The sequence below is a fragment of the Shinella granuli genome (assembly GCF_004341885.1).
GTDB classification, from domain to species: Bacteria; Pseudomonadota; Alphaproteobacteria; order Rhizobiales; family Rhizobiaceae; genus Shinella; species Shinella granuli.
The window spans coordinates 58915-70723 of the sequence record NZ_SLVX01000016.1 but is presented as its reverse complement, the minus strand read 5'-3'; the positions used below and the strand labels follow the sequence as shown (position 1 = coordinate 70723).

Genomic DNA, 11809 nt, shown 5'->3' with positions numbered 1-11809 from the left:
GCGGTTCGGGGGAACTTTCGCCGTCACCGCCAGTTCCCTCCCTGACACGATCTTCAGGGAGTGACCGCCATGACCCATCAGCAAGACGAACGCGGCGATCCGCTGACCCGCACCCATGATCCCGCCCGGAAAGACTATGCCGCGCGGGAAACCCGACAGGGCGGCCTCGGGCGGCCGGTGCTGAAAGTGCTCGGCATCAGCCTGGCGCTCGCCTTCCTCGTCTGGGGCGCGGTCGAGATCTGGGGCGAAAGCGCCGATCCCACGGTCGATACGGAACAGACGTCCTCCACCTCCGACGGCACGCAGACGCCGACCCAGGATACGATCGACGATAGCGTCCCCGGCGGTGGCGAGACCGTTCCGACGGATCGCGATCCCAATGCGGATTCCAGCACCGGCGGACAGAGCCAGCGCGTGACGCCCGACGGCACGGGCAATTGACCGCGCCGGGGATCAGGGCATGGCCGGCGCATCCGCGTGCCGGCCATATCGCTTCATCACCGCCACCAGTTCGTCGTGCCGGATGGCGTCGACGCGCAGACGGTCATGCGGCGTGCCGCCGCTGTCCTTCGCCGCCAGCATGGCATTGACGACGGCCTCCTCCACGCTTTCCACCGCCGCCAGATAGATCGGATCGAGCTGTTCGTCGTTGACCATGTCGAGGGCGAGCAGCGCCGGTGCGCGATGGGCCATCGGCTGCGGATTGGCGGTGGAGAAGGCGAGGAAGATGTCGCCGGAATTGTTGCCGCCGGGCGTGCCGTTGCGGCCGATGCCGATGGCGGCGCGGCGGGCGAGGCGCTTTAGCTGGTGCGGGGCCATCGGCAGGTCCGTGGCGATGACGACGATGATCGAGCCGCGCTCCTTGAGCTGGCTTTGCGGCGTGTTGTCCTGGAGGTGTTTTCCGACCGGCACACCGCAGATCGTCAGCCAGTCGCGCTGGCCGTGGTTGGCCTGCACCAGCGTGCCGATCGTATAGTCCTTGTCTCCGACCGTGACGACACGGGAGGCGGTGCCGGTGCCGCCCTTGAAACCATAGGCGATCATGCCCGTGCCGCCGCCGCAATTGCCTTCCGCGACGGGACCGGAGGAGAGGTTTTCCAGAGCTGCCCGGGCATCCGCCTCCGTCACCGGCATGGCGTTGATGTCGCTGAGCACGCCGTCATAGGTCTCGGCAATGACAGGCATCAGCCAGAGGAAATCGCCCACCTCGTAGGTCGAGGCATAGCGCTCCAGCATCCAGCGGATCGTTGCGTGATGGGTGATGCCGACGCCGTGGGTGTTGGTGATCATCACGGGGCCTAGAAACGTGCCGCCGTCCTCGATCCAGTGGGTGCCGGTCATCTCGCCATTGCCGTTGAAGCGGTGCACGCCGGCATAGACGGGGACGGGCGTCGGGCTCTCGCTATGGGGCAGGATGGCGGTGACGCCGGTGCGCACCGGGAGTTTGCGGCCGGGACGCGGGGTTTCCTCGACAATGGTGCGGAAGCCGACGGTGATGCCTTCCACATCGGTGATGGCGTTGAACGGGCCGGTGCGGCCGGTGAAGGGCAGGCCGAGGGTGCGGGCGCGGGGTTTTGCTGTCTGGGTCATGGTCATTTCTGCCGGGAGCGGAGATAGAGGCCGAGCGAGGCGACGACGAAGGAGAAGGTCAGCATCATCACGGCGATGGCGTTGATCTCCGGCTTGATGCCGCGCCGGAGCATGGCGAAGATGAACATCGGCAGGGTCGTCACGTCGACGCCGGCGATGAAATAGGTGATCACCAGATCGTCCATCGAGATGATGAAGGCGAGCAGCGCGCCGCCGACGATGCCCGGCAGGAGTTGCGGGAACACCACCTTGCGGAAGGTCGTCCATTCATAGGCGCCGAGATCGGCCGAGGCGTGCTCCAGCGTGCGGTCCATGCCGGCGAGCCGGGCGGAGACGACGATGAAGACGTAGGAGATCAGGAAGGTGCACTGGCCGATGATGATCGTCTTCAGGCCGAGATTGACACCGGCATTGACGAAGAAGATCAGGAGCGCGATGCCGAGCACGATATCCGGCATCAGCATCGGCATGAACATGACGACGCGGTAGAAGCGCCTGCCAAAAAAGTCGAAGCGGTAGAGGGCGATGGCGATCGCCGTGCCGAGCACGGTGGCGATCGTCGTCGTCGAGGCGGCGATCATCAGGCTGTTCCAGACGGCCTGGACGAGCTGGTCGGTCGATTCGATATAGAGCGCGTTTTCCGAGACCGTCGTCTTGAAGCCGAGGACCTGGGCGTACCATTCGGTGGTGAAACCGGTCCAGGTCATCATGTTGATCGGGTTGGAATTGAACGAATAGACCGCGATCAGCACCAGCGGGATATAGATGAAGGCGAAGAACAGCGCGGTATAGGCGATCAGGCTGCCGCGGGCGAGGGAGGCGAAGATCTTCATCGAAAAACCTCCTCAGCGCCCGGTCGCGGCATCGATGCCGCGGCGGCCGGAAACGATGACATAGGCGAAGAGCAGGACGAGCATCACGCTCATCACCATCATGGCGAGCGCCGAGCCGAAGGGCCAGTTGCGCGCGGCGAGGAACTGCTGTTCGATGAGGTTGCCGAGCATCATCACCTTCGCGCCGCCGAGAATGGCCGGCACGACGAAATTGCCGAGCGCCGGGATGAAGACGATCACCGCCCCGCCGGCAATGCCGGGTGCCGTCAGCGGCAGGATGATGCGCAGGAAGGTGCGGATCGGCCCGGCGCCGAGATCGAGCGAGGCGCGCACCAGCGTCCAGTCGAGCTTTTCGACGCTGGCATAGACGGGCATGAACATGAAGGGGATGAAGACATAGACCATGCCGAGCACGATCGCGCCGTCCGTATAGATCAGTTCCAGCGGCCGGGCGACGACGCCGGTGTTCAGCAGCACCGCGTTGACGAGGCCGGTCTGGCGCAGGATCAGCACCCAGATGAAAAGGCGCACGATCAGGCTGGTGAAGAAGGGCAGGGTGATGAGGAACAGGCAGAAATTCTTCCAGCGTTCCGAAAGCCGGCTGATGCAGAAGGCGGCCGGATAGCAGACGAGGAGCGTGGCGACGACGGTGAGCGCCGCGATCTTCAGCGAGCGCAGGAAGATCGCGATATAAACCGGATCGAAATCCTCGAACATGGGATCGGCGAAGCCGAGGATGCGGCCGTAATTGTGCGGATACCAGGTCCATTCCACGCCGCCATAGAGGCCGGGCGCCAGAAAGCTCGTCACGATCATGATGGCGAGCGGGCCGAGGAAGAAGATGGCGAGGAACAGCGAGACCGGTCCGAGCAGCAGGCCGAGTTGGGCGCGACGGCGAAAGGCGATCGACGACATGTCAGGCGGCCTCCGCCGGGATGAGGTGGACTGCCGCGGGATCGTAGGCAAGGCGGGCACGGCGTGACTGCTCGATCTCGCCGACGAGGTTGCGGCGCGTCGCCGGGATTTCCGCGATGACGCGCCGGCCGGTCGCCGTGCGGCCGAAAAGCTCGAAGGTGGAGCCGACGAAGACGATCTGTTCGAGGTCGACGTCGAGGGCCGGAGCGGTGTCGCCGGCCTCGGCGATGAAGAACTGTTCCGGGCGGATGAGCGCGGTCGCCGTGCCGCTCGTGCCGGCCGTCGCATGGGCGATGGAAAGGCCGTCGCCGGTGACGAGCCGCGCGCCCTCCGCCCGGCCCTCGAAGAGATTGCTCGCGCCGACGAAGGTGGCGACGAAACTGTTCTTCGGCTGGTCGTAGATGGCGCGGGGCGTATCGAGCTGCTGGATGCGGCCGCCCGAAAGGACCGCCACCCGGTCCGACATGGTCAGCGCCTCCTGCTGGTCATGCGTGACGAAGATGAAGGAGATGCCGAGCTCGTGCTGGAGCGTCTTCAGCTCGATCTGCATGGCCTGGCGCAGGTTCTTGTCGAGGGCGGAGAGCGGTTCGTCGAGCAGCAGCAGTTTCGGACGGGCGATGATGGCACGGGCGAGCGCCACGCGCTGCTGCTGGCCGCCGGAAAGCTGGCGCGGCTTGCGGCCCTCCATGCCTTCCAGGCCGACCATGCGCAGCGCATCTGCGACGCGCCTTGCCCGCTCCGGCCGCGCGACGCCCGCCACTTCCAGCGCATAGCCGGTGTTTTCCCCCACCGTCATATGCGGGAAGAGGGCGTAGTTCTGGAACACCGTGTTGACCGGGCGGCGATAGGGCGGGCGGTCCGTGATGTCCTCGCCGTCGATCAGGATGCGGCCGGAATCGAGCTCCACGAAACCGCTGATCGCCTGGAGGAGGGTGGTCTTGCCGCAGCCGGACGGGCCCAGCAGCGTCAGGAATTCGTTGCGGCGCACGGTAAGGTCGATCGCGTCGAGCGCCGTCACCGTCTGTCCTTCGGGCGTGCCGAAGGCTTTCGCCGCCTTCTCCAGGCGGACTATCGAATCTCGCATCGTCGTTCCCCAAAATGTTATTAAAATAACGCTTGTGCGATTTCGATAGTTGGATACCATTTGGCCATCCAAGTCAACGGCCGAAAGAAGCCGGGACGGGAACATCCGGTGCAAAGGAAAGCACCGGGGCCACGACGGGCCAAACCATCAGAGGAGATCATTCGATGACGAAGTCTTATTGCGCCGGCGCATCCGGCCTTGGGGCATGGACGCGCCGCACCGCCTTCTCGCTCGCCGCCCTTGTGGCGACGGCGGGCATGGCGAGCGCCGCCGAACTCAACATCTACAACTGGGGCGAATACATCAATCCGGAGGTTCTGAAGAAATTCGAGGAGGAGACCCAGATCAAGGTCAACCTCTCGACCTATTCCTCCAACGAGGAAATGCTGGCGAAGATCCAGGGCGGCGCGACAGGCTACGACATCGTCTTCCCCTCCGTGCACATGCACGACATCATGGCCAAGCTCGACCTTCTGGAAAAGACCGACATCAACACGTTCGAGGGCTTCAAGAACATCGATCCCGCCTTCCTGCGCGCGAAAAGCGATCCGAAGGGCGAATATTGCCTACCCTATGCCTGGGGCTCGGTCGGCATCTTTTACAACCGCACGATCCTCGGCAAGGACGTCACCGGCTGGAAGGACCTGATCGAGACGGTGGAGGCCAAGGGGCTGAAATTCACCCTGCTCGACGACATGCGCGAGGTGCTGGCGGTCGGCCTCATGCTGAACGGCCACAAGATCAACTCCACCGACCCGGCGGAGTTGCAGCAGGCGGCCGAGACGATCATCGCCATGAAACCCCATGTCGCGGCCTTCACCTATGACACGCGGCCGATGGTGCAATCCGGCGATGTCGCAGCCGGCCATTTCTTCGTCGGCGCGATGGTCGACGTCTTCGGCGACGAGAAGGACCTTGGCTATGTGATCCCCGAGGAGGGGGCGACCATGTACCAGGAGGACGTCTGCGTCTTGAAGACGGCTCCCAACAAGGAGAACGCCATCAAGTTCCTGCAATTCTACACCCGTCCGGAAATCGCCGCGCTCAACGTCGCGCAGCAGACCAATGGCACGGCCAACGTGCCGGCGCGGGAATTGACCCCGGAAAAGATCAAGAATAGCAAGGAGATCAATCCGCCGGCCGAGACCATGGCGCGGCTCCAGATCTTCGAGGACCTGGGTCCGGCACTGCGCCAGCTCGACCGCGTCTGGACGCGCATCAAGACGGCGCAGTGAGCGCGCCGGATCCCCGCCCGTCTTTCTGGCGGGCGGGACTTTGGGGAGAGGGCGACGTGTCGAAACGCATTCTGAAGCTCGTTCAGTCCGACGACCTCCGGCGCTCCAAATCCGACAGGCTGATCGCCCACTATATCGAGCGCAACATCGCCGAACTGCCCTTCGAGACGGCGCGCTCCATCGCCCAGCGCCTCCAGGTGTCGCCCATGACCATCGGCCGGTATCTCCGCCGCATGGGTTTCGACGGGCTCGACGAACTGAAGAGCGAACTGCGCCGCGGCGGCTCCAATCCGGCCTGGGAGGTCAAGGGGCCGGTCGCCTCGCTGGAGCAGGACCGCAAGGAGGGAAAGCTTCTTGCCGGCCTCATCCAGCAGCAGATCGACAATCTCGGCCAGATCTACGCCATCACAAGCGCGCCGGAATGGCAGCAGACGATCGACGCGCTGATCGGCGCAACGGAAGTCTATGTCGCCGCCTATCAGAACGTTCGCGGCATCGCCCAGTATTTCGCCAGCCAGCTTTCCTATACGCGGCCGCGCGTGCAGTTCGTCGACGGCCTCAACGGCACCTATTCGGAACTGCTCGACGGCTCCGTCGAGGGACGGCTGCTCTTCCTGCATGACGTGCGCCGCTTTGCCGCCAAGGCGCGGCCGCTTGCGCTGGAGGCGCGGCGGGCCGGCGTGAAGGTCGTGCTGCTCACCGACGAGTTCTGCCCGTGGGGACCTGAGGTCTCCGACATCTGCCTTATCGTGCCGGGCTCGCACGGGCCGCTCTGGGACGGCGCAGCCACCATGACCGCCGTCATGGACCTCATGCTCAGCAACATCATCGTCGTCATGGGCGAGGCGGTCAGCGAGCGCGTCGATACGCTGACCCGCCTCCAGGACATCTTCGGGGATTTCGAGAGCTGAGCGCCTTGACGCTGCCAAGCGCGGCGGACTAAGGATGGATCGACGGTTCCCCGAAGGATGACTCCCAGGGGATTAATAGGGAACACGGTGCGGACGACCCAACAGGGACCCATTCCGTGGCTGCCCCCGCAACTGTAGGCGGATTGCCGCCTGTCCTTGGGACGCGTTTTGCGTCATGCCACTGCGGTTTTCCGCGGGAAGGCAGACAGGCAGCAGATATCCGTGAGCCAGGAGACCTGCCGTCAGAGCAACAATCCAAGTCACGGGCGGGGATGCCCGGAACAGGAGACGCCATGACGACCCTGGCTGCCGGAGACGGCAGGACTCCACTCGTTTTCTCCCGACCGCAATCGGTTCGCCTCCATCGGCTTACCGGCTGAGCCCGCACGCTTTCATTCATCCGGGAGAAACCCATGACCATTCTGCCTGCGGCCGCGCGTGCCGCATCCCTCGTTTCCGCCCTGGCCGGCGCCGCCGTGCTCGTCCTGTCGTCGGGCGCGGCCCAGGCGGCCGCGACCCAGTATCCGCTGACGCTGGAAAACTGCGGCCGCAAGGTCACCTTCGAAAAGGCACCGGAGCGCGCCGTTTCGCTGGGCCAGAGCTCGACCGAAATCCTCTATCTCCTCGGCGTCGGCGAGCGCATGGTCGGCACTGCGGTCTGGATCGGCCCGGTGCTGTCGGGCTACGAGGACATCAACGCCAAGGTCGAGCGCCTTGCCGACAACGATCCGAGCTTCGAGAGCGTCGTCGCCAGGAAGCCGGATCTCGTGACGGCGCAGTTCCAGTGGCATGTCGGCCCCGAGGGCATCGTCGCGACGCCCGAGCAGTTCGAGGAGCTGAACATCCCGGTCTATACCTCGCCTGCCGATTGCATCGGCAAGGACAATTCCGGTGGCGGCGACGGCGTGCGCAATACGGTCTTCACCATGGACCTGATCTACAAGGAAATCAGTGAGCTGGCGCAGATCTTTGATGTGCAGGATCAGGGCGGGAAGGTCATCGCCGACCTGAAGGCGCGCGAAGAGGCGGCCCGCAGGAAGATCGCCTCGGCGGATGGCAAGCTCTCCGCCGTCTTCTGGTTCTCCAGCGCCGAACTCGACATCGACCCCTATGTCGCCGGCCGCAACGGCGCGCCGGGCTACATCATGTCGGCGCTCGGCATCCGGAACGTCATCGAGAGCGACGAGGAATGGCCGACGGTCGGCTGGGAAACCGTCGCCAAGGCCGTCCCGACGATCATCGTTGCCGGCAAGATGGAGCGGCGCCGCTTCCCCGCCGATGACGTCGCGGTCAAGCACGAGTTCCTCGAGACCGATCCCGTCGCGAGCCTGATGCCGGCCGTGAAGAACGGCCATGTCGTCGACATGGACGCCCAGGCGATGAACCCGACGATCCGCACGATCGAGGGCATCGAGGTGCTTGCCGACGCCATCGAGAAAGCCGGCCTCGCAAAGTGACGGCGGACCGCCCCATCCTGCTGCGCACGGGCGCCGCCTTCGCGGCGCTCGTGCTGCTCGTCGCCGCGCTCGGCATGGGCGCGGCGGTGGGCGAGACCGCCATTCCGCTCGATGTCGTGGCGAAGACCGTGGCGAACCGTCTCTGGCAGGCGGGGCACGCCATCGAACCGATCGACGAAGGCATCATCTGGAACTATCGACTGAGCCGGGCGATGGTCGCTGCCTGCTGCGGTTCGGCGCTCGCGCTCTGCGGCGTGATCCTCCAGTCGCTGCTGCGCAATGCGCTCGCCGATCCCTACATTCTCGGCATTTCCGCCGGTGCCTCCACCGGGGCGGTGGCCGTGGCGATCCTCGGCATCGGTGCCGGCATCCTGACGCTGCCGATCGGCGCCTTTCTCGGGGCGCTCGTCGCCTTCGGCCTCGTCAGCGCGCTTGCGGTGCGCGCGGGCCGCGGCACGGGGGCGATCATCCTTGCGGGTGTCGCCGGCTCGCAGCTCTTCAACGCGCTGACCTCCTTCATCGTCACGAAGGCGGCCAATGCCGAGCAGGCGCGCGGCATCATGTTCTGGCTGCTCGGCAACCTCTCGGGCGTGCGCTGGCCGGATGTCTGGCTGGCGCTGCCGGTGGCGCTTCTCGGCCTTGTCGTCTGCCTCTGGCATGCCCGCGCGCTCGATGCCTTCACCTTCGGCACGGAATCGGCGGCCTCGCTCGGCATTCCGGTGCGGCGGGTCTATGTCGTGCTGATCGCTGTCTCGGCGCTGATGACGGCCGTCATGGTCTCCATCGTGGGGTCGATCGGCTTCGTCGGGCTCGTCATTCCCCATGCCGCGCGCATGGTCGTCGGCGTCCGGCACGGGCTGCTGCTGCCGGCCTCGGCGCTGATCGGCGCGGTCTTCATGATCGCCGCGGACGTGCTGTCGCGCGTCATCATCCCCGGCCAGGTGCTGCCCATCGGCGTCATCACGGCGCTGTTCGGCGCCCCGGCCTTCGCGCTCATCCTCAGCCAACGGAGGTCGGCCCTGTGACCCTTTCGGCAAAAGGCCTCTCCTGGTCGGCCGGCGGCACGACCATCCTGTCGGACGTCTCGCTCGACGTGCGCCCCGGCGAATTTCTGGGCATCATCGGCCCGAACGGTTCCGGCAAGACCAGCCTGATGGCGCTGATGGCCGGCATCCGCAGGCCGCAGGCCGGCGTGGTGACGCTCGACGGCAGGCCGCTCTCCGCCCATGGCCGGCAGGCGATCGCCCGCCGCATCGCCTTCGTGGAACAGCAGGCTGAGACCACCGAGCGCATCACCGCGCGCCAGGCCGTCGAGCTCGGCCGCACGCCCCATCTCGGCGCCCTGACGCCCTGGTCGCGCACCGATGATGCCATTGTCGACCGGGCGCTGGAGGAGGTCGACATGGCGCGCTTTTCCGGCCGGCTCTGGCACACGCTCTCCGGCGGAGAGCGCCAGCGGCTGCACATCGCCCGCGCGCTCGCCCAGCAGGCGCCGATCCTCCTCCTCGACGAGCCGACCAACCACCTCGACATCGGCCACCAGATCAGCCTGCTCCAGCTCGTGCGCGAGCAGGACCTGACCGTCGTCGCCGCGCTGCACGATCTCAACCACGCCGCCATGTTCTGCGACCGCATCGCCGTCATGCAGGGCGGCCGCATCGTCGCGCTCGGCACGCCCGCCAAGGTGTTGGAGCCGCAGCGCCTCGCCGACGTCTTCGGCGTCACCGTCGATGTCGAGCGCGACAGCACCGGCGGCTGCTTCATCCGCTATCGCCGGCCGGAACCGCGGCCTGCCAAACTCAAGCTCGTTGCAGAGGCATGATGAAAACCGGTCTCCTCCTCGCCGCGGCCTTCGCCGCCCTCCTCCATGCCGTTCCCGCCGCGGCCGAAACGTTTCGCGTCGAGATGCGCAACCGCGGCGAAAGGGGCTCCATGGTCTTCGAGCCGGATTTCCTGGCGATCAAACCGGGTGACAGCATCAAGTTCATCGCCACCCACAAGAGCCACAATGCCGCAAGCATCGACGGCATGGTTTCCGAGGGCTATGCGGGCTTCAAGGGCAAGATCAACGAGGAGATCGAGGTGACCTTCGACCAGCCGGGCTACTACGGCATCAAGTGCTCGCCGCATTTCGGCATGGGCATGGTCATGCTGGTCAAGGTTGGCGCAGCGGAGCTGACGGAGGCGATCCGCAAGGTCGAGGTCCCGGCCCGCGCCCGGCCGCGCTTCGATGATATCTTTGCCCGTATCGATGCGGGCGAGGGGCAGTGATGCACGGCCCGCGCCCCAACAGCCATCTCAAGGAAGACATCCGCGACTACTGGTCGCGTCGCTCCGAAACCTTCGATCTCGCCTTCGGCCACCGCATTCCCGAAGGGCCGGAATTCGACGCCTGGGCGGCGGCGATCCGCGAGCGGCTCGGCCCCGAGCCGCGCCGCGTGCTGGAGCTTGCCTGCGGCACGGGGGAAGTGACGCGCCTGCTCCTTTCCCTCGGCCATGAGGTGACGGCGCTCGATTTCTCCGAGGCGATGCTGGCGGTGGCACGGAAAAAGCACGCCGGGGCGAGGGGGCTTCGCTTCCTGCTCGCCGATGCGGAAAACCCGATGGAGCCGGACGAGAGCTACGACGCCATCGTCTGCCGCCATCTCGTCTGGACACTGACGACGCCGGCCACGGCCTTTGCGGAATGGCACCGCATGCTGAAGTCCGGCGGCCTGCTTCTGTTCTTCGACGGCGACTGGGCCGCGCCGACCCGGCTCGGCCGGCTGGCAAGCCGGGCCATCGCCATGCTGGACAAGGTCGTCGGCACCGATCCGCACTATGACGGCGCGATGAGCGAACGGCACGCCAGCATCATGGAGCGCCTGCCCTTCGGCGACGGGCTCACCGTCGAGCGCGTGCTGCCGCTGCTGGAGGCGGCGGGTTTTCGCGACATGACGGTCGGCTCGCATGCGCCCATCGCAAAGGCCCAGCGCCGCACGGCGGACCTGCGCAACCGGCTGCGGACGCTGCTTTACCGCCGTTTCATCCTCTGCTGCCGTCGGGCTCCGGCTCCACCGTCAGCTTGACCCGGTCGGCGGCAAAGCGCGTACGAGAGAACTGGATCGGAACGCCGTCGAGGTCGGTGTTGACCGCCGTCGCCACGAGGATGATCGCCCCGGGCGAGAGCTTCAGGTGGCGGATGTCGTCGCCCTCGGCGTGGATCGCGGAGATTTCGGTCGAGCGGCGGACGTAATCCGGCACGCCGAGTTCGCGGAAGGAGGCGGTGATGGAGCGCGTCCTGTCGTAGATCGCGTCGATCCCCGTGAAGCGATCGGCCGGGAAATAATGTGTCCCGCAGGAGACGGGGCGCCTGTCGGCGCTGTTGACGGTTTCGAGCCGCATGCAGGGAGTGCCGGGCGCAAGGCCGAGCGCCTCGGCGACGGTGGCGGGCGCGGCCTCCGTTGCTGCCGCCAGCAGCCTTCCCTCCAGGTTGCGCGTCTGGTTGCCGAGGCCCTGCGAGAAGCGTGTCCGGCGGGAGATGGGAAAGCGCAGCCGGTCGCGCCGCTCGATGCGTGTGCCGATGCCCTGGATCGGGCGTACGATGCCTTCCTCCGCCAGCGCCGCCATGGCGCTGCGCACCGTGTGCCGGTTCACGCCGAAGCGGGCGGCCAGCACCACTTCCGGCGGCATCATGCCGGTCTCGTCGAAATCGCCATTGTTGATCGCAAGGCGCATGCGATCCGCGATCTGTCGCCAGAGCGCCACGCCCGATTGCCGTTCCACCATTTCCGCCCCCGCGAAG

13 protein-coding genes and 1 riboswitch are annotated in these 11809 nt (G+C 66.1%); of the genes, 8 read left to right on the top strand and 5 right to left on the bottom strand.

What is annotated here, in order from left to right:
• Positions 1 to 69 precede the first annotated feature (69 nt).
• A complete protein-coding gene (locus EV665_RS21835) occupies positions 70 to 441 on the top strand; it encodes a hypothetical protein (RefSeq protein ID WP_133035668.1) in 372 nt (123 codons plus the stop codon).
• Positions 442 to 453: 12 nt separating this feature from the next.
• Here the strand turns inward: EV665_RS21835 and EV665_RS21830 are convergent, their stop codons facing one another.
• The 4 genes from EV665_RS21830 to EV665_RS21815 are packed head-to-tail and all read right to left on the bottom strand — an operon-like array spanning position 454 to position 4422.
• On the bottom strand, positions 454 to 1590 hold the full coding sequence (locus EV665_RS21830; protein ID WP_380685900.1) for a DmpA family aminopeptidase: 1137 nt from the start codon (positions 1588 to 1590) through the stop codon (positions 454 to 456).
• Positions 1591 to 1592: 2 nt separating this feature from the next.
• The gene (locus tag EV665_RS21825) at positions 1593 to 2423 is read right to left on the bottom strand and encodes an ABC transporter permease (protein ID WP_133035666.1); all 831 of its coding nucleotides are present in this window, start codon (positions 2421 to 2423) and stop codon (positions 1593 to 1595) included.
• A gap of 12 nt (positions 2424 to 2435) precedes the next feature.
• Complete coding sequence (locus EV665_RS21820) at positions 2436 to 3338, bottom strand: ABC transporter permease (protein ID WP_133035665.1); 903 nt, start codon at positions 3336 to 3338, stop codon at positions 2436 to 2438.
• 1 nt (position 3339) lies between these two features.
• Entirely contained in the window at positions 3340 to 4422 is a 1083-nt protein-coding gene (locus EV665_RS21815) for an ABC transporter ATP-binding protein (protein WP_133035664.1), read from the bottom strand.
• 164 nt (positions 4423 to 4586) lie between these two features.
• On the opposite strand from EV665_RS21815, the gene EV665_RS21810 reads away from it, so the two are divergent.
• The 7 genes from EV665_RS21810 (at position 4587) to EV665_RS21780 (ending at position 11093) form a co-directional block, all read left to right on the top strand.
• Complete coding sequence (locus EV665_RS21810; RefSeq protein WP_133035663.1) at positions 4587 to 5657, top strand: polyamine ABC transporter substrate-binding protein; 1071 nt, start codon at positions 4587 to 4589, stop codon at positions 5655 to 5657.
• A gap of 56 nt (positions 5658 to 5713) precedes the next feature.
• On the top strand, positions 5714 to 6568 hold the full coding sequence (locus EV665_RS21805) for a MurR/RpiR family transcriptional regulator (protein WP_064333146.1): 855 nt from the start codon (positions 5714 to 5716) through the stop codon (positions 6566 to 6568).
• Between the two features lie 26 nt (positions 6569 to 6594).
• Positions 6595 to 6826: riboswitch (cobalamin riboswitch) on the top strand.
• A gap of 155 nt (positions 6827 to 6981) precedes the next feature.
• Complete coding sequence (locus EV665_RS21800) at positions 6982 to 8025, top strand: ABC transporter substrate-binding protein (protein ID WP_133035662.1); 1044 nt, start codon at positions 6982 to 6984, stop codon at positions 8023 to 8025.
• A complete protein-coding gene (locus EV665_RS21795) occupies positions 8022 to 9050 on the top strand; it encodes a FecCD family ABC transporter permease (protein WP_133035661.1) in 1029 nt (342 codons plus the stop codon). Before EV665_RS21800 ends, EV665_RS21795 begins: the two co-directional genes overlap by 4 nt.
• Positions 9047 to 9847 carry an ABC transporter ATP-binding protein gene (locus tag EV665_RS21790; protein WP_064333149.1) on the top strand — a complete coding sequence of 267 codons (801 nt, stop codon included), beginning with the start codon at positions 9047 to 9049 and terminating at the stop codon, positions 9845 to 9847. Before EV665_RS21795 ends, EV665_RS21790 begins: the two co-directional genes overlap by 4 nt.
• Positions 9844 to 10296, top strand: a complete 453-nt coding sequence (locus tag EV665_RS21785) for a pseudoazurin (RefSeq protein ID WP_133035660.1) — start codon at positions 9844 to 9846, stop codon at positions 10294 to 10296. The genes EV665_RS21790 and EV665_RS21785 overlap by 4 nt, the downstream gene beginning before the upstream one ends.
• Positions 10296 to 11093: a class I SAM-dependent methyltransferase gene (locus EV665_RS21780; RefSeq protein ID WP_064333151.1), complete on the top strand. Its 798-nt coding sequence runs from the start codon at positions 10296 to 10298 to the stop codon at positions 11091 to 11093. The genes EV665_RS21785 and EV665_RS21780 overlap by 1 nt, the downstream gene beginning before the upstream one ends.
• On the opposite strand, the gene phnF is transcribed toward EV665_RS21780, so the two are convergent.
• Entirely contained in the window at positions 11050 to 11793 is a 744-nt protein-coding gene (phnF, locus tag EV665_RS21775) for a phosphonate metabolism transcriptional regulator PhnF (protein ID WP_133035722.1), read from the bottom strand. The genes EV665_RS21780 and phnF overlap by 44 nt on opposite strands.
• Between the last annotated feature and the right edge of the window lie 16 nt (positions 11794 to 11809).